The organism is Denitrificimonas caeni, from assembly GCF_027498055.1.
Taxonomy (GTDB): Bacteria; Pseudomonadota; Gammaproteobacteria; order Pseudomonadales; family Pseudomonadaceae; genus Denitrificimonas.
This window is the reverse complement of record NZ_CP114976.1, coordinates 453301-475042: the sequence shown is the minus strand read 5'-3', so window position 1 is coordinate 475042 and position 21742 is coordinate 453301. Positions and strand designations below refer to the sequence as shown.

At 49.8% G+C, this 21742-nt stretch carries 23 protein-coding genes; 9 read left to right on the top strand and 14 right to left on the bottom strand.

Features of this window, described 5'->3' with window-relative positions; translation table 11 throughout:
* Positions 1 to 39: 39 nt before the first annotated feature.
* Positions 40 to 729, top strand: coding sequence for a Crp/Fnr family transcriptional regulator (locus O6P33_RS02330; RefSeq protein ID WP_269818643.1), 690 nt, complete (start codon positions 40 to 42; stop codon positions 727 to 729).
* An 83-nt stretch (positions 730 to 812) separates the two neighbouring features.
* On the opposite strand, the gene O6P33_RS02325 is transcribed toward O6P33_RS02330, so the two are convergent.
* From O6P33_RS02325 to O6P33_RS02290, 8 genes are all read right to left on the bottom strand, one after another.
* Positions 813 to 1583 carry a MetQ/NlpA family ABC transporter substrate-binding protein gene (locus tag O6P33_RS02325; protein ID WP_269818642.1) on the bottom strand — a complete coding sequence of 257 codons (771 nt, stop codon included), beginning with the start codon at positions 1581 to 1583 and terminating at the stop codon, positions 813 to 815.
* A gap of 47 nt (positions 1584 to 1630) precedes the next feature.
* Positions 1631 to 2296, bottom strand: coding sequence for a methionine ABC transporter permease (locus O6P33_RS02320; RefSeq protein ID WP_269818641.1), 666 nt, complete (start codon positions 2294 to 2296; stop codon positions 1631 to 1633).
* Positions 2293 to 3303: a methionine ABC transporter ATP-binding protein gene (locus O6P33_RS02315; protein WP_269818640.1), complete on the bottom strand. Its 1011-nt coding sequence runs from the start codon at positions 3301 to 3303 to the stop codon at positions 2293 to 2295. Before O6P33_RS02315 ends, O6P33_RS02320 begins: the two co-directional genes overlap by 4 nt.
* 91 nt (positions 3304 to 3394) lie before the next feature.
* On the bottom strand, positions 3395 to 4258 hold the full coding sequence (locus O6P33_RS02310) for a hypothetical protein (protein ID WP_269818639.1): 864 nt from the start codon (positions 4256 to 4258) through the stop codon (positions 3395 to 3397).
* A 127-nt stretch (positions 4259 to 4385) separates the two neighbouring features.
* Complete coding sequence (gene eco / locus O6P33_RS02305; RefSeq protein WP_420094954.1) at positions 4386 to 4886, bottom strand: serine protease inhibitor ecotin; 501 nt, start codon at positions 4884 to 4886, stop codon at positions 4386 to 4388.
* A gap of 78 nt (positions 4887 to 4964) precedes the next feature.
* The gene (gene znuB / locus O6P33_RS02300; protein ID WP_269818638.1) at positions 4965 to 5750 is read right to left on the bottom strand and encodes a zinc ABC transporter permease subunit ZnuB; all 786 of its coding nucleotides are present in this window, start codon (positions 5748 to 5750) and stop codon (positions 4965 to 4967) included.
* Positions 5743 to 6525, bottom strand: a complete 783-nt coding sequence (znuC, locus tag O6P33_RS02295) for a zinc ABC transporter ATP-binding protein ZnuC (protein ID WP_269818637.1) — start codon at positions 6523 to 6525, stop codon at positions 5743 to 5745. The genes znuB and znuC overlap by 8 nt, the downstream gene beginning before the upstream one ends.
* Positions 6522 to 7010: a transcriptional repressor gene (locus O6P33_RS02290; RefSeq protein WP_269818636.1), complete on the bottom strand. Its 489-nt coding sequence runs from the start codon at positions 7008 to 7010 to the stop codon at positions 6522 to 6524. The genes znuC and O6P33_RS02290 overlap by 4 nt, the downstream gene beginning before the upstream one ends.
* Positions 7011 to 7073: 63 nt before the next feature.
* Here O6P33_RS02290 and znuA point away from each other — a divergent pair, with 63 nt between their 5' ends.
* From znuA to gcvH, 4 genes are all read left to right on the top strand, one after another.
* Positions 7074 to 7991, top strand: coding sequence for a zinc ABC transporter substrate-binding protein ZnuA (znuA, locus tag O6P33_RS02285; protein WP_269818635.1), 918 nt, complete (start codon positions 7074 to 7076; stop codon positions 7989 to 7991).
* Positions 7992 to 8108: 117 nt separating this feature from the next.
* Entirely contained in the window at positions 8109 to 9728 is a 1620-nt protein-coding gene (locus tag O6P33_RS02280) for an ABC transporter permease (protein WP_269818634.1), read from the top strand.
* A gap of 128 nt (positions 9729 to 9856) precedes the next feature.
* A complete protein-coding gene (gcvT, locus tag O6P33_RS02275) occupies positions 9857 to 10939 on the top strand; it encodes a glycine cleavage system aminomethyltransferase GcvT (RefSeq protein WP_269818633.1) in 1083 nt (360 codons plus the stop codon).
* 164 nt (positions 10940 to 11103) lie between these two features.
* Positions 11104 to 11481 carry a glycine cleavage system protein GcvH gene (gcvH, locus tag O6P33_RS02270; protein ID WP_269818632.1) on the top strand — a complete coding sequence of 126 codons (378 nt, stop codon included), beginning with the start codon at positions 11104 to 11106 and terminating at the stop codon, positions 11479 to 11481.
* 16 nt (positions 11482 to 11497) lie between these two features.
* Here the strand turns inward: gcvH and O6P33_RS02265 are convergent, their stop codons facing one another.
* Positions 11498 to 12016, bottom strand: a complete 519-nt coding sequence (locus tag O6P33_RS02265; protein ID WP_269818631.1) for a dihydrofolate reductase — start codon at positions 12014 to 12016, stop codon at positions 11498 to 11500.
* Positions 12017 to 12140: 124 nt separating this feature from the next.
* Here O6P33_RS02265 and O6P33_RS02260 point away from each other — a divergent pair, with 124 nt between their 5' ends.
* Complete coding sequence (locus O6P33_RS02260) at positions 12141 to 13508, top strand: DUF2868 domain-containing protein (RefSeq protein WP_269818630.1); 1368 nt, start codon at positions 12141 to 12143, stop codon at positions 13506 to 13508.
* The gene (locus O6P33_RS02255) at positions 13498 to 14898 is read left to right on the top strand and encodes a GTPase/DUF3482 domain-containing protein (protein ID WP_420094953.1); all 1401 of its coding nucleotides are present in this window, start codon (positions 13498 to 13500) and stop codon (positions 14896 to 14898) included. Before O6P33_RS02260 ends, O6P33_RS02255 begins: the two co-directional genes overlap by 11 nt.
* Positions 14899 to 14959: 61 nt before the next feature.
* Here O6P33_RS02255 and bfr read toward each other — a convergent pair whose 3' ends face one another.
* The 5 genes from bfr to O6P33_RS02230 form a co-directional block, all read right to left on the bottom strand.
* On the bottom strand, positions 14960 to 15436 hold the full coding sequence (gene bfr / locus O6P33_RS02250) for a bacterioferritin (protein ID WP_269818628.1): 477 nt from the start codon (positions 15434 to 15436) through the stop codon (positions 14960 to 14962).
* Positions 15437 to 15540: 104 nt separating this feature from the next.
* Positions 15541 to 15747, bottom strand: coding sequence for a (2Fe-2S)-binding protein (locus tag O6P33_RS02245; protein WP_269818627.1), 207 nt, complete (start codon positions 15745 to 15747; stop codon positions 15541 to 15543).
* A gap of 171 nt (positions 15748 to 15918) precedes the next feature.
* The gene (locus O6P33_RS02240; protein ID WP_269818626.1) at positions 15919 to 17019 is read right to left on the bottom strand and encodes a 3-deoxy-7-phosphoheptulonate synthase; all 1101 of its coding nucleotides are present in this window, start codon (positions 17017 to 17019) and stop codon (positions 15919 to 15921) included.
* Positions 17020 to 17476: 457 nt separating this feature from the next.
* Complete coding sequence (locus O6P33_RS02235; protein ID WP_269818625.1) at positions 17477 to 18031, bottom strand: rhodanese-like domain-containing protein; 555 nt, start codon at positions 18029 to 18031, stop codon at positions 17477 to 17479.
* A gap of 105 nt (positions 18032 to 18136) precedes the next feature.
* Entirely contained in the window at positions 18137 to 18793 is a 657-nt protein-coding gene (locus tag O6P33_RS02230; protein ID WP_269818624.1) for an HAD family hydrolase, read from the bottom strand.
* A 141-nt stretch (positions 18794 to 18934) separates the two neighbouring features.
* On the opposite strand from O6P33_RS02230, the gene O6P33_RS02225 reads away from it, so the two are divergent.
* Positions 18935 to 19414 (top strand): RNA pyrophosphohydrolase, encoded by a 480-nt coding sequence (locus O6P33_RS02225; RefSeq protein ID WP_269818623.1) that lies wholly within the window; start codon positions 18935 to 18937, stop codon positions 19412 to 19414.
* A 37-nt stretch (positions 19415 to 19451) separates the two neighbouring features.
* Positions 19452 to 21731, top strand: a complete 2280-nt coding sequence (gene ptsP, locus O6P33_RS02220) for a phosphoenolpyruvate--protein phosphotransferase (RefSeq protein ID WP_269819444.1) — start codon at positions 19452 to 19454, stop codon at positions 21729 to 21731.
* Positions 21732 to 21742: the final 11 nt, after the last annotated feature.

Sequence of the window (21742 nt, the reverse complement as noted above, 5' to 3'; positions counted from 1 at the left end):
ATCTGGCCGTCCACTCATGCGCATCAGTGGAGCATCATTATGGAGCCGCATCCTTTATATCAAAAAATATTACGAGAACATCACTTATTCGCTGCCCTTAGCGAAAGCCAGCTCAGTCAGCTACTGGAAGACAGCCAGCTGTTAAACCTTGAAAAAGGTGGTTATGTTTTTCGCCAAGGCGATGTTTGTAACAGCTTCGGTTTTATTATTTCTGGCAGCATCAAGGTGTACCGGCTGACCCCAGACGGGCAAGAAAAAGTCTTTGATGTAATTGGTGAGCGCAATACTTTTGCTGAAGCCATGGCTTTTATGGGCACTGGCAATTATGTTGCCACCGCACAAGCGGTACTGCCAACCCAGCTACTGATGCTATCTAACGCAACTTATACTCGCTTGCTACGTGATAATACTGAAACCGCCATGGCATTACTGGCAGCACTCTCAGTGCGCATGCATCAGCGCCTCAATGAAATTGAAATCCTGTCTTTAAAAAACGCGACCCATCGGGTGATTCGCTACATTTTATCGCAAGCTTTAAAAGCATGCAGTCGCTGTGATACGCAAAGTTTTGAGCTACCCATGGCTAAGCGCTTGGTAGCTGGACACCTCTCCATTCAGCCAGAAACCTTCTCGCGTATTATTCACCACCTAAGTGACCAAGGCATTATTCGTGTCGAGGGCCGCCTCATCTGTATTCTGGACAGCGCCCGCTTGGAAAATTACGAATAACAGAAATTGGCACGACTGGCCGCTTAAAGCAGCCAACCCCTGAGAGGAAGAAACCTCAAGAGGAAGGGGGTTGGCTGTTGCTTTTAGAACACTGGAACTACAGCACCTTTATATTTTTCATTGATAAAAGCTTTGGCTTCATCACTGTGTAAGGCTTTAACCAGTTTTTGTACCGCTTCAGAATCTTGATTATCTTCACGGGTCACTAAGATATTCACATAAGGCGAGTCTGCCCCCTCAATGGCCAACGCATCTTTATTAGGGTTTAAGCCTGCTTCCAGCGCGTAGTTGGTATTAATCAAAGCTAAGTCAACTTGATCTAATACTCGCGGCAATGTTGCGGCTTCTAGCTCACGGACTTTAATTTTCTTCGGGTTGTCAGCAATATCACGCGGTGTTGCAGTGATACCTGCGTCGTCTTTTAGCGTAATAACACCGGCTGTTTGCAACAACAATAACGCACGACCACCGTTGGTTGCGTCGTTAGGAATGACAACGCTGGCACCCTTGGGTAAATCATCCAGCTGTTTGAGTTTTTTCGAGTACGCTCCGAAAGGCTCAATGTGCACACCAGCCACGCTCACTAATGTGGTGTTTTTAGTTTTGTTAAACTCATCCAAATACGGTTGGTGCTGGAAAAAGTTAGCATCCAAACGACTTTCCGCAACCTGCACATTAGGCTGTACATAGTCAGTAAAGACCTTAACGTCCAGCTCCACACCTTGCTCTGCTAAGGCAGGCTTAAGGAACTCTAAAATTTCTGCGTGCGGCACAGGTGTTGCAGCCACTGTTAATGGCTCAGCCTGTACAGAAAAAATGCTTAGGGCAGCTAATGCTAATAATGTTTTTTTCATAAAAACTCCAAATCAATTAGTTATATGCCGTAGTACGGCTGTTGTTATTACTTTCTAGAAAACCGTAACACAAGACGATCACCAACACTTTGCAACACCTGCACCAGCAGTAACAGTAAAACCACAGTTACCACCATCACGTCTGTTTGGAAGCGCTGATAACCAAAGCGAATGGCTAAATCGCCCAGCCCACCTGCGCCAACAACACCAGCCATTGCGGTGTACGACACTAGAGTAATGGCCGTCACTGTGGTTGCTGCAATAATGCCGGGACGCGCCTCTGGCAGTAGAGCATTAAAAATAATCTGCCGGGTACTGGCACCCATCGCCTGAGTCGCTTCAATAATGCCACGGTCCACCTCACGCAGTGAGGTTTCCACCAGGCGGGCGAAAAATGGCGTAGTACCCACCACTAATGGCGGTATTGCGCCAGCCACACCTAAAGATGTGCCGGTCATCACCACGGTAATTGGAATCATCACAATTAATAAAATAATAAAAGGCAACGAGCGCAGTACGTTCACGACAAATGACAGCAATGTGTAAAAAACACGGTGCTCAAACATTTGTCGCGGCCCGACTAAAAATAGCAAGATGCCCACGGGTAAGCCAAAGAGCACTGTAAACAACAAGGAGCCGCCGAGCATAAGTAAGGTGTCTACACTTGCTTGCCAGATCTCGTACCAATCAATATTTATCAGTAATTCACTCATGGGCGTAACACCTCCACGTGGACACCTGCAGCACGCAACTGCTGTTCAGCTAGCAGCTCTTTGCCGCCGGTTAACGCCACCGTCAACTGGCCACAAGCTTGATCTTTAATTCGCCCAATGCGCCCAGCTAAAATGCTGTAATCAACCCCAGTATCTCGGGCAACTTGACCTAGCAAAGGCGCATAAGTGGTTTCGCCTAAAAAGGTTAAGCGCACAATACGCCCAGCCACTTGTTGGTACAGCTCGCCCAACTCCAGATCATGCTCGCCTTCTGATTCTTGTACAAAACTTTGCGTAGTTGGATGCTGCGGGTGCAAAAAGACCTCGCTGACTAAACCCTGCTCAACAATCACCCCGGCATCCATCACGCCAACCCGGTCACAGACCCGTCGAATCACGTCCATCTCATGGGTGATTAGCACTATGGTTAAGCCCAGTTCGCGATTAATTTCTGCCAGCAGCTGCAGCACCTGTGCAGTGGTTTGTGGGTCAAGGGCGCTGGTAGCCTCATCGCACAGTAATATTTTCGGGTCAGTGGCTAAGGCTCGGGCAATGCCCACTCGCTGCTTTTGTCCTCCAGATAATTGCGCTGGGTACTTAGTAGCATGAGCGCTTAAGCCAACCCGCGCTAACAGCTCAATAACCCTTTGCTTAATCTGTGCTTTAGTTAACTCACCGGCCAACTTTAGCGGCATCGCCACATTATCGGCTACAGTTTTTGAAGCCAGTAAATTAAAGTGCTGGAAAATCATCCCCACTCGCTGCCGAAAGCGACGCAACCCCTGCGCATCAAGGGCGGTAACATCGACACCGTCCACCACAATGCGTCCACCACTGGGTTCTTCTAGGCGGTTAATGAGGCGCAGCAAGGTACTTTTACCCGCACCAGAATGACCAATCAGGCCAAAAATCTCGCCAGGCTGCACCTGCAGAGTGCTAGGTTGCAGGGCAACTATGCTCTGCCCGTTCACCGCATAGGCTTTATGCACATCGTGGAATTCAATCACGGTTAAACCTTGTTAGGGCAATGCTAAAGGGACAGTGTGCCCAGCATTGCTTAGCATGAAAAGTTATTTTAAATTCTATGGTTAGATCATTTTACAGCGATTTATTTGGCGTAATCACCAAGCGCGCAGGCTCTTCACTACGAATCACTTCGTGTAAACGCGGCTTAAAATTAGCATCCAGTTTTTTAACCCGTGCTGATAGCAATGCGGCAACCCAATGAAAATCCAGAGTATCAGCCACTTCAATCGTTACCGCTGCACGAAAACGCACAACATCAACGGCAACATCATCCAGCAAGCGGCCTAATTGATGGTCATTGCGGTTTTTTAACATCGGCAAAGGCACTACGGAAAAATCAGCGTTGGCATCAATCACCCGTGCTTTAATTTTGCTGCGCTTGGGTGCTGGCACCTCTTCTGGCTCATCTGGCGCTGGCGGCTCGACCTCTGCGCTATCAACTGTCGGCGCTGGTTCAGTCAATGCAGGCTTAACTGGGGCGGTTTTTGGACGGGCTGGGCGTGGGCGGGTCACAGCAGGAGGCACAGGTTCAGGCTCGAGCACAGGCAGTTGCGCAGCGGCAATCGCACTGCTCAGCCCTTCAGTAAGCGCTGGTGCTTGTGGTAGCAAGCGTTTCGCTTGGATAAGCGCAGCACTGGCAGCATCAATATCACCATCCTGCAATGCTTGCTCGCCACTTGCTAGCCAAGCATCAGCCAAGCGCTGCTGTAAATCAGCAATGCGTGGTTCATCTGCATGATTACGCTGCAACTCAGCCAACTGCTGGGCAGCCTGCTGCAACTGCTGCGCATCTAAATGCGTCACAAAGACTTGCTCAGCAATGGCAAACTCATCAATCACAGGCTGCTGATCAGCGTGGTTAACAGTGCTCTGACAAGCACTTAAAGCAAGCAATAAACTACAGACTAATAGGCTGCGCTCAATAAATCGTGACATCTAAAATATCCCTACAACCAATAAAGCAGCAGGCAGTCTACACTGCTCTGCATTGATGCAGAAGATACTGCTCAATACAGTCTAAAGTTAACCACCTTAAAGCGTATTGAGCTGAGGGTCACAATGCTTACTGTTGCTGCGCCGACTGCAGCTTTTCACTGCCGCTCCAAATCCGGTAGCGCAGCTCAATGTCAGCGGGTGTATACACCACAATGGGTAACTTACTGTTGTAGCGCACAGTGTAATTATCCCCTTGTGCCGCCACAAAGGCTTCTTTTTCAGTGCCTTCTGGACATGCCATCATGGTAGCGATAGGGCCTTTAACATCCGTCAGCTCATAATAGGTATACCCCCAACCGCTTAAGTCCTCAGCGGTCAAAGTGGCCATTAAGCTACGAGTGTTGCAGTCTGTTTGCATGACTTTGCCTGGAACCAGTTCGACTTTAAATAAATCCTCATCCGCTTTTTCCGGCAACCAAATAACGTTGCGCACTTGTCCTTTTTGAGCCGCGGGGTAAGGAGCAACATCGCTTAGCTTAGTAGCGTTGCTGCGCACATCTGTAGCTGCACAGGCAGCTGTAGCGCAGGAAATTGCTGCGATAAACGTCATGGTAAGTGTTTTATTCATCTAACTGGATCCTTAGATCATGTGTTTTCTAAAAGTTGAGACCGCAAATCATAGCGGCAGTTCAGCCATAGTTTCTCACTAACGGCGGCGTGGCACGATAAAGCTGATTAAAAAGAGTGCCGCAGCACACACCACTATCGAGGGGCCAGCCGGTGTGTCGTAATACCATGACATCGCTAAACCTGCACACACAGCCAACATGCCAATAATGGTCGCACCTATCGCCATATGCTCAGGACTGCGCGCATGGCGCTGCGCCCCTGCTGCCGGAATAATCAATAAAGAGGTAATTAACAGCACCCCAACAATTTTCATCGCCACGGCAATCACCAGAGCCATAAGCACCATCAGCAGTAGCCGCAGCTTAGCCACTGGTAACCCCTCAACCTCAGCCAACTCTTCATGCACAGTAATGGCTAACAGTGGTCGCCACAGGGCAATCATGCAGATTAAAACCACTGCACTACCGAGCGCAATCCAGAGCAAATCCATGGCGCTAACCGCTAATAAGTCACCAAACAGATAGCCCATTAAGTCGACCCGCACGGAATCCATAAAGCTCAACGTCACCAAACCAAGGGACAGAGTACTGTGCGCTAAGATTCCTAAAATGGTATCTGAGGCTAAAGGCTGACGATGTTGCAGAGCTACTAATACAAAGGCCAAAAGCAAACAGCCGACAATCACCGCTAACGCTAAATTAATGTCCAGCAATAAACCTAACGCCACGCCAAAGAGGGCAGAGTGGGCCAAGGTGTCGCCAAAATAAGCCATGCGTCGCCAAACCACAAAAGCCCCTAAGGGGCCAGCAACCAAGGCCAACAAAAGCCCAGCGCAAAGTGCGTATAATAAAAAATCAGGCATGTGTACAGTCCGGCCCATGTTGATGAGTTTTAGGCTTTAACACACAGCCGTGTAAATCATGCTGGTGATCGTGATCATGGTGATACACCGCCAAATCACTGGCCGCACGTGAGCCAAACAGCTCAATAAAGGCAGGATCGCCAGTAACTTGTTCTGGGTGACCGGAACAACACACGTGGCGATTTAAGCAAATCACTCGATCGGTGGCGCCCATCACTAAATGTAAATCATGGGATACCATTAATACGCCACAGCCATAGCGGTCGCGCAGTCGGCCAATTAAGTTATACAGTTCCAGTTGGCCGTTAACATCCACCCCTTGCACCGGCTCATCCAACACCAATAGCTGTGGCTTACGTAACAAAGCACGCGCCAACAAGACCCGCTGTAACTCGCCACCTGAAATGCGCTGTAAGGGGCTGTTTAAGACTTTTACCGCCCCCACTTCCGTCAATGCAGCAATCACTTGCGCACGGTTCACGCCCGGCACTAAGCGTAAAAAACGCAACACTGATAACGGTAAAGTGGCATGCACTTCCAGTTTTTGTGGCATATAACCAATACGCAGTTGCGGGGTACGCCAAACGCTGCCGGTATCTGGCTTAAGCAGCCCCAGCAACACTCGCACCAGCGAAGTTTTACCCGAGCCATTGGGCCCCACTAAGGTAACAATTTCTCCGGCGGTTAATTCCAAACTCACATCGGCTAAAACACTTTGCTCAGATAAAGCTAAATTCAAATGTTCAGCACGCAATAATAACGATGACTGTTTCATGCGCACTCTCGACACGGGGCACAGGTGCCAAGAATTTCAACCATTTGCGTCTCCACAATAAACCCCATTTGTGCCGCTTCAGCCGATACTGCAGCATCAATGGCAGTGTGTTGAGCCAGCTCGTAAGCGTTATTACACTGTTGGCAAATCATAAAGTAGCCTTCATGGGCCACTTCCGGATGACTGCAGCCAATATAGGCATTAAGTGAAGCTAGGCGATGAATCAGACCATTTTCTAATAAAAAATCTAACCCACGGTACACTGTCGGCGGCGCAGCGCGGCGGCCATCTTCGCGGCTCAACCGATCTAAAATATCATAGGCTCCCAACGGCTTATGACTTTGCCAAACCAGCTCCAGAATACGCTTGCGCAACGGCGTTAAGCGCACTGACCGTTGCGCGCAAAGCTCTTCTGCAGATGCCAACGCCCTGCTGATGCAGTGTTGATGGTGATCTGACTGGCACAGCGGTGATGTTTTAAACATAACAGCAGCATCCTTCTTAAAGAGACGTTATTATATAACTCTTTACTTACGGAGTGTACCGCAGTGTTACGTTTCTTACTGCTCAGCTGTTTATCCTTATTGGCGCTGAGCGCTCAAGCGCAAGTGCAAATTTTAACCAGCATTAAACCTTTGCAGCTCATAGCTGCCGCCATTCAAGATGGCCAAGGTGAACCTCAGGTGTTACTGCCGCCCGGAGCCTCTCCCCACTATTTTGTCCTGCGCCCTTCCGATGCTAAGCGCCTGGATAACGCCGATTTATTTTATTGGATTGGCCCTGATCTGGAAAACTTCTTACCGCGCCTACTTAAGCAACGCAGCCAACCGAGTGTCGCTGCGCAAGATTTACCCGATTTGCATTTGCAGTACTTTGCCGAAGCTCACGCTCATGACCACGACCACGGCCATGCCCTGATTGAACATGATCACGCCCATCAGCCCGGCACTGTGGATGCTCACCTCTGGCTAGATCCACACAATGCTGAGCTTATTGCGCAGCGCATCAGCGCCGATTTAAGCGCGTTGGATCCTGAAAATGCTGCGCACTATGCCGCCAATCTGCAGGCTTTTAGCCAAGCCTTACAGGAAGTGGATGGGCAATTAAAAGTAGAACTGGCGCCACTTAAGAACCAACCTTTCTTCGTCTTCCATGAAGCTTTCAATTACTTTGAGCAGGCCTACGGCTTAGCTCATACTGGAGTTTTTGCTGTATCCAGTGAAGTGCAGCCCGGCGCCAAACATGTGCAGCAAATGCGCACACGCCTACAGCAAGCAGGTGCAGCCTGCGTCTTTAGTGAGCCGCCCTTGCAACCGCGCTTAGCGCAAACCCTAGCTGCGGGCTTACCGGTTAAATTAGCTGAATTAGATCCTTTAGGTGTAGATATTCCAGTCTCCGCACAGGGTTATACACAATTGTTACGCAATTTAGGTGCGCAGTTTTCTGCTTGTTTAAGCACACTGTGAGGCACAACTTTTGCGACAGATAACAACTGTCACGCAGAGGTATAAAACACCAAAACTAACTCAGACGGTTATACTGCGCAGTACTGCTTAACGTTTACTGATTAAATGAGGTTTTTTGTGGCCCTCCCTGCTCAACGTCGCTGGTATCCAATTGCTTTATTTTTTGCCGCACTGGTATTTTTGCCCATCAGCGTCTTACTGCTGAGCTGGCACTCTGTCGATGCGCAAATCTGGGGGCACTTGTGGGACACACAAATGCTCCGGCTTATTTCTAACACCCTTATCCTGATTGTTGGTGTCGGCATTGGCGTGACTTTATTGGGTGTGAGCTTGGCGTGGCTCACCAGCCTTTGTGAGTTTCCTGGGCGGCGTTGGTTAGACTGGGCATTGATGCTCCCCTTTGCTATTCCTGCTTACGTCTTAGCTTTTGTTTTCGTTGGCTTGCTGGACTATGCCGGACCAGTACAAAGCCTTATGCGTGAGTGGTTTGACAGCGGCATCCAGTTCCCCAGAGTGCGCTCCACCGGCGGGGTGATCACTGTGTTTATTTTGGTGTTTTACCCTTACGTGTACTTACTGGCCCGCACGGCGTTTTTAGCTCAAGGTAAAGGCTTTATGGAAGCGGCACGGGTACTAGGCTTAAGCCCTTGGCAAGCTTTCTGGCGAGTGGCTTTACCTGTGGCTCGACCAGCCATTGGCGCTGGTGTTGCTTTAGCCTTAATGGAATCCTTAGCCGATTTTGGCGCTGTGTCGGTATTTAACTTCGACACTTTCACTACAGCAATTTATAAGACTTGGTACGGGTTCTTTAGCTTATCCAGTGCCACGCAATTGGCCAGCTTGCTGCTGTTATTTGTCGCAGTATTGTTATTTGCAGAGCAGCGCGCTCGCGGCGCAATTCGCCCAAGCAGTGAGCGTCCACGGGGCAAAGCCCTGTATAACCTACGTGGCTGGAAAGCAGTATTGGCCTCCACTTGGTGCGGTTTGGTTTTTCTTTGCGCCTTTGTCATCCCCGTCCTGCAGTTGCTAGTTTGGTTCTGGCAGCGCGGACGCTTTGACTTAGATGAACGCTACACTGCGCTCATTACCCACACCCTGTACCTTGGCTTAATGGCTGCGGCTCTAACTGTAGCTGCCGCTTTGCTGCTGGCCTTTGCCAAGCGCATGACACCCACACGGCGCATGCGGGCTTTAGTGGGCTTTGCTAACTTAGGTTACGCCCTGCCTGGCTCAGTGCTAGCTGTAGCCATCATGCTGGCTTTCAGTTATTTAGATGAGCACGCGGTTATCCCTTTGTCCACTTGGCTCGGCGGCGCGGGGCGGCCCATATTATTGGGCAGTTTAAGCGCGCTACTGCTGACTTATGTGATTCGTTTTATGGCGGTAGCACACGGTCCAATGGAAGGTGCGCTTGCGCGCATTAAACCGTCCTTGCCAGAAGCCTCACGCAGTTTAGGTATTGGTGGCATGGCTTTATTTCGAAGGGTCTATTTACCCTTATTACTACCCGGTAGTTTATCCGCAGCATTGTTAGTGTTTGTCGATGTCTTGAAAGAAATGCCAGCAACTTTACTGATGCGTCCGTTTGGCTGGGACACCCTGGCCATTCGTATTTTTGAAATGACCAGTGAAGGGGAATGGGCTCGGGCGTCATTACCGGCACTGACATTAGTCGTCGTCGGCCTGCTGCCAGTAATTTTGTTAATTCGCCGCTCGGCGTATCGCCCTGGGCACTAACTACCGTTATGACAAACACAGGTTATACTGACACTCAGCGGTGCAGAGCTGAAACAACCTCGCTACACTATGCGCCGACTGAATTACCCACAGGTACAAACACTGCGTTTGACCGGTTAGGAGATCCCATGGGATTGCGTACCCCCCTGTATGATATGCACCTGGCCCTCGGTGCAAAAATGGTCGATTTTAATGGCTGGGATATGCCATTACATTACGGCTCGCAAGTGGAAGAGCATCACCACGTGCGCAAAGAGTGCGGTGTGTTTGATATCTCGCACATGAGTATTTTTGATCTACAAGGTGCACAAGCCCAAGCTTTATTGCAGCACCTACTCAGCAACAATGTTGCTTTATTAACGTCTGTCGGTAGTGCACAACATAGCCTGCTCCTAAATGAGCAAGGCGGTGTGATTGATGACGTAATGGTCTTTCGTACCGCAGAAGGCTACCGCTTAGTCAGCAATGCAGTCACCCGTGCACGCGTCCAAGCTTGGCTGCAGCAACATGCTGCTGACTTTGCTTGCACAGTACACTGGCGCAATGATTTATGCTTATTTTCTATTCAAGGCCCGCTGGCTCGAGAGCGTTTAGCCCCCATTTTAAACTCAACCCGTGCTGCGCTTATGCAAAGTTTGCAGCACCACCAAGCCGCGCAAGAAGGTGATTGGTTTATCTCTTGCACAGGTTATACCGGTGAAGATGGCATCGAAATTATGCTACCTGCCACGCAAGCGACTGACTTTATCAACGAGTTGGTCGGCGCAGGAATTACCCCGATTGGTATTGGCGCACGCGACACCCTGCGTTTAGAAGCTGGCTTCAACCTCTACGGCTTTGATACCAATGAGCAGGTTTCACCTCTTACGGTGAATATGGAGCACCTTATCTGTTGGGAACCACAAACCCGTGATTTTATCGGCCGCCAAACCTTACAAGCACAGCTGGATCAAGGTGTTACTGAGAAACTGGTGGGCTTAGTTCTTGAGGAACGCGGTGTATTGCGCGCCGGTCAGCCCGTTCGAGTGAATAACGAAATCTCTGGAGTCATTACCAGTGGTAGTTTTTCACCAACACTGGGTAAAGCCATTGCTTTAGCCCGAGTGCCGGTTACTACCGCAGACCGCGGTGAAGTCGAAATTCGGCGCAAATGGTTTCCGGTGCGGGTGGTTAACCCACGCTTTGTACGCAGTGGCAAAATTCTGGTTTGATCTTGTGCAGAAAGGATCAATAGCCTATAAATCAGTTTATAGGTTGCTGGTTTAGCTTTAATTATAATGCTGCTTACTACTGCCACAGCTATTGACTAACAGGCTCAGCCTAAACACTTAAAAATATAAAAACTCGCACTGTACCTGCTAAGGACACAAAAATTATGAGCACTATTGAATCTGACTTACGCTATGCCAGCACCCACGAGTGGGCTCGTTTAGAAACAGATGGCACAGTCACCGTAGGAATTACCGATCACGCCCAAGAAGCTCTCGGCGATGTGGTCTTTATTGAACTACCGGCCTTAGACAGCACCCTCAGCGCCGGTCAGCCGGTGGGTGTGGTTGAATCAGTAAAAGCCGCCTCTGACATTCACGCCCCCATTAGCGGTACCGTGATTGCAGTCAACGAAGGTTTGACCGAGGCACCTGAGGGCGTTAATACTCACCCTTACCAAAGCTGGTTTTACCGCTTACAGCCTAGCAATGTCGAAGAGCTGCAACAATTGCTTGACGCCGAAGGCTACCAAGCCGTTTGCTAAGCCAGCGCGCTAAGACTTAGCCCTGCGTACGCTGCCAAACCTCAAAGGTGTAGCCCGGCTCTTGATTTTGAGCCGGATGGCTTTGCGCATCTGTTTGTTGCCACTGCTGCGCATCCAGTACTGGAAAAAACGTATCGCCTGCAAGCTCTAGGTCGATTCGAGTTAGATAGACACGCTGCGCCAGCTCTAGAGCCTGTTGATAAATCTGTCCGCCGCCAATCACCATCACCTCTGCTACGCCCTGCTCTGTGGCCCACTCTTGGCCGCGCTGGATAGCTTGCGCAAGATCAGTAAAAACTTCAGCGCCCTCAAGGGCAATATCGTTTTGGCGACTGATGACAATATTTAAGCGTCCAGGCAAAGGCCGTCCTAAGGACTCCCAGGTTTTGCGCCCCATAATGATTGGCTTGCCCAACGTGCGTTGCTTAAAATAACGTAAGTCATCCGGCAGGTGCCATGGCATTTGATTATCTTGGCCAATCACTTGATTACGCGTAGCCGCGACAATCAAACTTATCGGTAATGAATGTTGCATAAAGTTCGCGCCTCAATATATGTAAGATTCTCTCGCTATCTTAAAGGATTTACACTGTATTAGCGTTATGCGGACATTATAATCAGGCACAATAGTGCTATTAACACGATCCAATGGAATGCTTGTGACTGATTCACTCTCACCCTTACAAACCCTCTGGCTGTGTGAAACCGTGCGTTTACGCGAGGCCCAAACAGGCCTACTGGAAGACAGCGAAGCATGTCGTATTGCCCGCAGCACCCAGGGTTCACTGTCGCAGCGCGTGCAAGCTCGCGGACTATTTCTAGCCAAACGTGACGGCTTACTCACAGCAATGCAACATTGGCTGCAAGGGGCTAAATTCGCCCTGTGGTTGCTGATTTTCAGCGCAGTCATTGCAGGTTTTGCCCTGGCTAAAACGGCGCTTAGTGGTGAGCCACACGCCATTAATATTTTTTGGGCACTGGCTGGGTTAATTGGTTTAAACCTGATGAGCTTGCTGCTGTGGTGCTTCAGTATCATTTTTTCGCAACAGACCAACTCACCCTTGAGTCAGGTATGGCTGTGGCTGAGCAATCTCCTCGCCCGCGACGCGAAGGCGGTACAACTGGCGCCAGCCTTATTAACCTTACTGCAGCGGCAAAAAATACTGCGCTGGGGCTTAGGGCGACTGCTGCATGGCTGGTGGTTAATTACCCTATGCACCGCTCTATTAACCTTAGTGGCACTACTGGCCACCCGCCGCTATGGTTTTGTGTGGGAATCAACCATTGTCGCCAGTGACTCCTTTGTTACGCTGGTCAATAGCCTCGGTACGCCAGCAGCATGGCTGGGCTTTGCTGTACCCGATAGCGAGCTGATTCAACACAGCGGCATGCAAGCATTAGCCGATGAGCAAGCACGGCAGATTTGGGCCAGTTGGCTATTGGGGATGTTGCTGATTTACGGAATTTTACCGCGCATGCTTTGCAGTCTATTCTGCGAATGGCGTTGGCGCCGGGGTTTACGCTGTTTACAGCTCGATGCTAACGATCCTGTGTGGCAACCTGTACATGAACGTGTCCAACCTAGCAGTGAACGCTTAGGCATTGTTGATGCAGCACCAGAGCAGCTGCACAGTACCAGTGCAGGCTCACGCTCGACAGGGCAAGCGGCGGTACTTGTCGCCATTGAACTGGATGACAGCATCAGCTGGCCCCCTGAGTTACCCGCACAGGTACTCAATGCTGGGGTGATTGATAGCCGTGAACAGCGGCGGCAGACCCTTGAGCAATTTAGCGCCAGCCCACCGGCCCGCTTATTGATTGCCTGCAACCCCCAACGCTCAGCCGATCGCGGCACCCTGCACCTGATTGCCGAGCTGTCACGCAATGCTGCGCACACCAAAGTTTGGCTTCTGCCCACCGAGGCCGCTGACGAACGCCTCACAAACTGGCAAGAACAACTGAACACCTTACAGCTGTCCCATAGCCGTTCGGCGCCCTGGACATGGTTGGAGCAAGGTGATGAGTAAACCATCTGCACCATTAAAGCTGGCCGTAGTCGGCCATACCAATGTGGGTAAAACCTCATTGCTGCGCACCCTAACCCGTGATGTCGGCTTTGGCGCGATTTCCCATCGCCCCAGCACCACCCAGCATGTTGAAGGCGCACGTTTATCTGTGGATGGCGAAGCGCTGATTGAGCTGTATGACACCCCAGGTTTTGAAGATGCGATTGCCCTCTACGACTACCTTGAGCAGCTACCAAACAGTGGCGAGCGCTTAGATGGCCCTGAACAAATCCAACGCTTTTTACAGACTAGCGAAGCACGCCAACGTTTTGAGCAAGAAGCCAAAATCTTGCGTCAATTGCTGCAATCCGATGCGGGCTTTTATGTGATTGATGCCCGTGAGCCAGTTCTAGCTAAATATCGCGATGAACTGGCGATTTTAGCCATGTGCGGCAAACCTTTATTACCTGTTTTAAACTTTGTTAACACCACTGAACAACGCGAACCGGCTTGGCGCGAGATGCTTGCCCGCCTCGGACTGCACGCCATAGTACGCTTCGATAGCGTAGCCCCACCAGAAGATGGCGAGCAACGCCTGTATGAAAATTTAGGCCTAGTGCTGGACAGTCAGCGGCCACTGTTACAACGCCTAATTGAACATAACCAAGCGCAAGTGGCGCTACGTCGCAAAGCCGGCTACCGCTTAATTGCCGAGCTACTCATTGATGTCAGCGCCTGCCGCCGCAGTGTGCATCCTGAACAGCTGGAAGCTGCCGTGCAGAGCTTGCACAGTGATGTGCGCCAGCGTGAACAAAGCTGTGTCGAGGCATTATTAAAACTCTACGCCTTCCGTAAAGACGATGCCCAAGCCAACGCTCTTCCCTTAGCAGAGGGGCGCTGGGGCGATGATTTATTTAATCCCGCCACTATGAAACAGTTTGGCGTAAAAGTGGGCGGTGGCATGGCCGCTGGTGCCGCCACTGGGGCGGGTATTGATCTTATTACCGGTGGCTTAAGCCTAGGCATGGCCACAGTGGTTGGTGCCGCTGTAGGCGGTTTAACCCAAACTTTTCGCAACTATGGCGAGCGTTTAAAAGGCAAATGGCGGGGCGAACGTGAGCTTACGGTGAATGACAGCACCTTGCGTTTATTGGCGATTCGCCAGCAGCGCTTACTGACTGCCTTAGAGTTGCGTGGCCATGCTGCGCAAGAACGCATTCAAATGAGCACTCCGCTGGAGCAGCAATGGCGCGAAGGCGATTTAGCTGAGCCGCTAAAAATCGCTCGCGCCTACCCCAACTGGTCCAGCCTTAATGATAAAAAGCCACAGCACGATGCTGAGCGTAACAACGCTATCGAAAGCTTAGCAGCCAGCCTAGCAAAACAGCATGCAACTATTGAACAGGCTTAATTGCTAGACCAAAACTGTTAAGTCAAAGCGCTCATTAAGCCTGTTCCAACACAGCATGCTATTACTCAGGCTCGCCCATCTGGGTCTGCAAATAATTTTGTAGGCCGACTTTCTCAATCAAGCCAAGCTCAGTTTCCAGCTGGTCGATATGCTCTTCTTCGTCTTCCAAAATTATTTTTAACAGATCACGGCTGACATAGTCTTGCACCGCCTCACAATGAGCAATAGCGGCCACTAAGTCTGTTCGGGCACGATGCTCTAAGGCTAAGTCGCTTGCGAGCATTTCTTGGGTATTTTCACCGATATGTAACTTGCCTAGATCTTGCAAGTTTGGCAGCCCTTCAAGGAATAAAATACGCTCAATTAAAGTGTCTGCATGGCGCATTTCTTCAATTGATTCATCATATTCCCATTTGGCGAGGGCTTTTAAACCCCAGTCCTTATACATGCGCGCATGTAAAAAGTACTGGTTAATAGCCACCAACTCATTACCGAGAATACGGTTGAGATGCTCAATTACTTTAGTATCGCCTTTCATGTGCGCCGTCCTCATCTGTGCGAATGATGACAACAGCATAGCAGACTCAGCAAAAGCGCTATAGCGGGTTGCGTGAAAAATCAGGGAACGATCAGCGCCTGCTGTTAAATGGCGTAAGCTAAGTTTTCAGCCGAAGCCACTAAGGTATCTTTAATGGCTTTTTGCGTGATTGTTTTAGCTGAGCATGCACACTTACCGCACTGGGTACCACAGCCGGTCTCCTCACGAACCTCACGCCAGCTACGCGCACCATCTGCGACCAGCGCGCGTATTTTATGATCGGTAACACCTTTGCATAAACAAATATACATAGACAGATCCAAGCTAAGTAACAGTTACCGTAATGATAATAACTCGCATTACTATTTACAAGCAGTAATTGTTAACGCTAACTGTCTAAGAACAATCCACACCCGCAACAGGCAGCACTGCTCATGCGTGCATGCAGGCATAACAACCTTAAACCTGCACGCAGCACTAGATCAAGACTGCTGCAACTGCTGCGCTGCAGCTAAAAGCATGCGCTCGGTGCTGGCCCAGCCTAAGCAACCATCAGTAATAGAAACGCCGTATTGTAAGTTATCGCAAAGAGCTTGCTGGCCATCCATCAAGTTACTTTCCAGCATCACCGCTCGCAAACTGCGCTCACCCGCTGCACGCTGAGCTAAAACTGACTGTAAAATCTGCGGTTGCAGCTGTGGATCCTTACCACTATTGGCATGGCTGCAATCCACCATCAAGGAGGCATCTAAACCGGCTTTACGCATGGCAGAGCAAGCTTGAGCAATGCTGTGTGCGTCATAATTAGGCCCCTGATGCCCACCACGCAAAACTAAATGTGTATCAGGATTACCGCTGGTTTCCACTAAAGCTGCGCGGCCTTGGGCATCTAAACCAAAGTGCTGATGGGCATGGGCGGCAGAACGCATGGCATCCAAAGCAATACCAACACTGCCATCAGTACCGTTTTTAAAACCAACAGGCAGTTGCAAGCCACTGACCATTTCTCGGTGAATTTGCGACTCACTGGTGCGTGCACCAATGGCAGCCCAGCTTAAGACATCATCAAAATAGCTGGCGGCAAGAGGCTGTAATAACTCGGTAGTCACTGGCAAATTTAGCTCCAGCATACGCAGCATTAATTGCCGCGACAGTTGCAAGCCCTGCGCCATATCGGCACTGCCGTCTAAATGCGGGTCATATAGCAAACCTTTCCAACCCACGGTGGTGCGCGGCTTTTCAATGTAGATGCGCATTGCTAACAGCATGTGCTCTGATACTTGCTCGGATAGCGTGGCTAAGCGCTCAGCATACTCAATGGCTTCAGCAATGTTATGAATTGAACATGGGCCAATAACGACCAGCAAACGGGGGTCTTCACCGTTGATAATGGCGCGCACTTGCTCACGCTGCTGCTGGACACGCTGCGCAAGTTGCGCACTTAATGGTAACTGTTGACGTAATTCTTGCGGGCTGGCCAGTACTTGGGTTTTGCGCCCAGACTGCGGCAGCGTGGTAACATTGGCTGCATCCAGTGCAACGCTGTTGTGATCAAATGCTATAGCGGTATTTAAAGAGTTCATATTTATCCTAACCTGTGCGGCTGTGCCGCTATACGTTTTATCGCGAAAGTCGTCTTAAACAATGGGGGAGTGCCAGCTTGTGGTTACTAAATCGCCAGCTCAAGTCATCAAAACGCTCTGGATAAACTGCATACATTGCCATTTGTGTGTCCTCTTATTTATCTAAATTCAAATTCTAAAAACAAAAAACCCCGGGTGGGAAGCCAACCGGGGTTTATCTAAAACAGTGGTAGGCGACCCTTAAAAAGAGGCCCGCCTGTATGAGTATCAGGCGCGCCTTTGGCTAAACCAATACCCATAAAAATAATACGCTACAGAGTTATCCAGTGAACGCACACAGCTCAGCGCAACAGCTAAAGGCTGCAGAACCAATTGTGTTTTAAGTGTGCGAATCAACATAAATATCTCCAAACGATGTATTTAACATACTGCATGCGCATACACAGCGCAACCTAACTTAGCGATCTAAGCGGTACATTTTCTCACCGTCTAAGCTGCGACTCCAAGGTAAATCAGAGTTCTGCCAGCCATTTTTCAACCGCATCCCCGCTTGTGGACCTTCACTTAAAGCATCGCCTTGAAAGCCATTGACCACAAAGCGCGCGTTCACTAAACCAGCTTCACGCAGCACTTTCGCGCTCGGCTCACCGCGCTCACTACCAGAACGACACATGGTGATGACTTCAGTGTTTTCATCTAAACCACGCTTGGCCAGCTCTGCTTTAATCTGCTCAACAAATTCTGGGTTACGGCTAATCGGATAAATATTGCGCTCAGCATTCCACTGCGTACGGTCAACCAACATAAATGGAATATTCACGTCAATTGCATCAGCAACACCCACAAACATAATTTCTACTGGGTCACGCACATCGACCAATAATACCGGCTGCTCAGTTTGCTGAGTTTTAGCGTAGGCCTCTTCAGCACTGATCTCTAACTCCACCGCTTGCACGGAAAATACTGCAAGGGATAGCAAGATACCGCTGAATAAACTTTGTATACGAGTCATAAACTGGCTCTCCATTGAATTAATATCAATATAATACACTATTATAGATTATATTTCAGCGGCATCCATAGCAGGTGCAGCTGTAACTGCCCAATACCACTGCTATTAATCACGCAAACTCAGCACCGACCAACCACGCTGCTCAGCAATGGCTCGCAGGGTGTCATCGGGGTCAACCGCCACTGGGTGGGTTACCTGCTCAAGCAACGGTAAATCATTGTGCGAATCACTGTAAAAGTAGCTGTCTTCGAGTGTTGCTTGATGCTCGGCCAACCAAGTGTTTAAACGGATGATCTTACCGCCCTGAAAACTGGGTACATCCACCAGCTCCCCAGTGTACTGGCCATTGTGCATACCGCATTCTGTGGCAATCAAATGTTCTACACCTAAACGCTGGGCAATGGGTCCAGTAATAAAACGGTTGGTCGCAGTAATAATCATCACCACATCCCCTGCCGCACGGTGCTTAGCTAATAATGCTTCGCCTTTCGCAAGGATAATAGGCTCAATGCAATCACGCATAAAGCCCGCATGCCACTGTTCGAGCTGAGCCTTATCAGTACGCCCCAGAACTTCTTGGCAAAAGTTCTGATAGGCCAAGACATCGAGCTGTCCAGCCAAGTAGTCATGATAAAACTGATCATTTTTGGCCCGATAAGCTTCCGCATCAACCAGCCCCTGCGCGCACAAATACTCACCCCACTGGTGATCACTGTCACCGGCTAATAAGGTGTTATCCAAGTCAAAAATAGCCAATCGCACGGCAAATACCCTAATAATGATAAAAAGAGTGCTGAGCATAACGATTTTATCAATGCCTGACCATTCAGTGACTAAAGCGCGTTGCCGCTCTGGCGCGCTTTGTGGAACAATGGGGCAAGAATTTAAACAAAGGATGCGGACATGATTGATCCAGATGGGTTTCGTCCGAACGTCGGCATCATCCTGACCAACGACCACGGACAAGTACTTTGGGCAAGGCGCGTGAATCAAGATGCATGGCAGTTTCCTCAAGGCGGAATTAATCCACATGAAAGTGCCGAAGATGCACTCTACCGTGAGTTGCATGAGGAAATTGGTTTACAGGAGCAGGATGTCGAAATATTAGCCTGCACTCGCGGCTGGTTGCGCTACCGTTTACCGCAACGTTTAATCCGCACCCATAGTCAACCGGTGTGTATTGGCCAAAAACAAAAGTGGTTTTTACTGCGATTGCGCAGCAGTGACGAACAGGTGCGCATGGATCTTACGGAAAAACCTGAATTTGATGGTTGGCGTTGGGTCAGTTATTGGTATCCTTTAGGTCAAGTCGTAGCCTTTAAGCGCGACGTATACCGCCGGGCTTTAAAAGAGCTGGTTTATCAACTTCCTACTCGGGATTAACCCTAAGTTGTCAGACGCTAACCGCACCGATAGCAGCATGCTCAATATGTTGCGCACGATATCTCAAGAAGTGAACGCTGCTAAGGATTTACCAGCGGCCTTAACAATTATCGTTAAACAAGTGCGCGTGGCGATGAACAGCCATGTCTGCTCGGTATACTTATACGAGGCTGAGCAGGACCGTTATTTGCTCATGGCCACTGAAGGCTTAAATAAGCGTGCGGTGGGTAAAGTGAGCATGAGTTCCAACGAGGGCTTAGTTGGCTTAGTCGGTAGCCGCGCAGAAACCATTACCCTTGAAGATGCTGTCAATCACCCCAAGTTTTTATACTTCCCAGAAACAGGCGAAGAGCGCTACGCTTCTTTTTTAGGCACGCCAATTATTCACCATCGCCAGGTGCTGGGTGTCTTGGTTGTGCAGCAAAAAGAACGCCGTCAATTTGATGAGGGTGATGAGGCTTTCTTAGTCACCATGAGTGCGCAGCTCTCTGGTGTGATTGCCCACGCTGAAGCGACCGGTTCTATTCGCGGCTTAGACCAGCAAGGTAAGGGTATTCAAGAAGCACGTTTTGTTGGCGTTCCTGGTGCACCTGGCGCAGCCTTAGGTACCGCCGTGGTGGTGCTGCCGATTGCTGATTTGGATGTAGTGCCTGATAAAACAACGGGTGACATTACCACCCAACTCGAGCTGTTTTCCTCGGCTTTAGAATCCGTGCGCGCCGATATTCGTAGCCTATCAGCACGCCTTGCCAAACGTTTACGTCCGCAAGAACGCGCATTGTTTGATGTTTATCTAATGATGCTGGAACACACCGCCTTAGCCGGTGATGTAATTGCAGTGATTCGCCAAGGGCAATGGGCGCAAGGTGCTTTACGCCAAGTGGTTAGCGAGCATGTGCAGCGCTTTGAGCACATGGATGACGATTACCTGCGTGAACGCGCTTCAGATGTAAAAGACTTAGGTCGACGTTTGCTCGCCTACCTGCAGCAAGGTCAACAACAAACTCTGGTGTACCCCGACAACACAATTCTCGTCAGTGAAGAGCTCTCACCCGCCATGCTCGGTGAGGTGCCGCGAGATAAATTGGTGGGCTTAGTTTCAGTGCTCGGCTCACGCAACTCCCACGTGGCTATTTTGGCCCGGGCGATGGGTATTCCCACGGTAGTGGCCGCAGTGGATTTACCTTACACCCGCCTAGATGGCATTGAGTTGATTCTCGATGGTTATCACGGTGATGTGTTTACCAACCCCAGTGCTTTATTGCGCCAGCAATACTCTGAAGTGGTGGAAGAAGAGCGCCTCATCAATAAGGATTTAGACAGTTTACGCAGTTTGCCCTGCATTACCCTCGACGGCCATCACCTGCCATTATGGGTCAACACTGGCTTAATTGCAGATGTGCAGCGCGCCCAACAACGCGGCGCTGAAGGTGTTGGCTTATACCGCTCAGAAGTAGCATTTATGGGCACATCACGCTTTCCCAGTGAAAGTGAACAAGTGCAAATGTACCGTGAGCAACTGCAGGCCTTTCACCCATTACCGGTCACCATGCGCACGTTAGATATCGGCGGCGATAAGCCTCTAAGCTACTTCCCCATTAAAGAAAGTAACCCCTACTTAGGCTGGCGTGGAATCCGTATCACTTTAGACCACCCAGAGATTTTCTTAGTGCAGGTGCGCGCCATGATCAAGGCCAGCGTCGGTTTAAATAACCTGCATATTTTATTGCCGATGATCTCTGGTGTGCACGAGCTTGATGATGCCCAACACCTCATCCATCGCGCTTGGGCGGAACTGATCAACGAAGGCTTTGCCGTACAAATGCCTCCGGTGGGGGTGATGATTGAGGTACCTTCGGCAGTCTATCAAGCCCGAGAACTAGCACGTATGGCTGACTTTTTATCAGTGGGCTCTAACGATCTAACCCAGTATTTGCTAGCGGTGGATCGCAATAATGCTCGGGTTGCTGACCTCTATGATTATTTACACCCAGCAGTACTCATGGCCCTCAAGGAAGTGGTCAGTGCAGCTCAGGCGGAAGGTAAGAAAGTCAGTATTTGCGGAGAAATGGCCGGAGACCCAGTCGCTGCTGTACTGTTAATGGCTATGGGTTTTGATAGTTTATCAATGAACTCCACCCATTTACCTAAGGTGAAGTGGCTGCTGCGCAAAATGACTTTACAGCACGCGCAAGAACTCCTCAGCGAAGTATCCAGCATGGATAACCCAGAGCTTATTCACAGCACTCTGAACTTAGCTTTAGGTAACCTGGGCTTAAGCAAAGTGCTCAACCCTGTTTCCAGTGTGCAAACTTAGCAGCACAACAG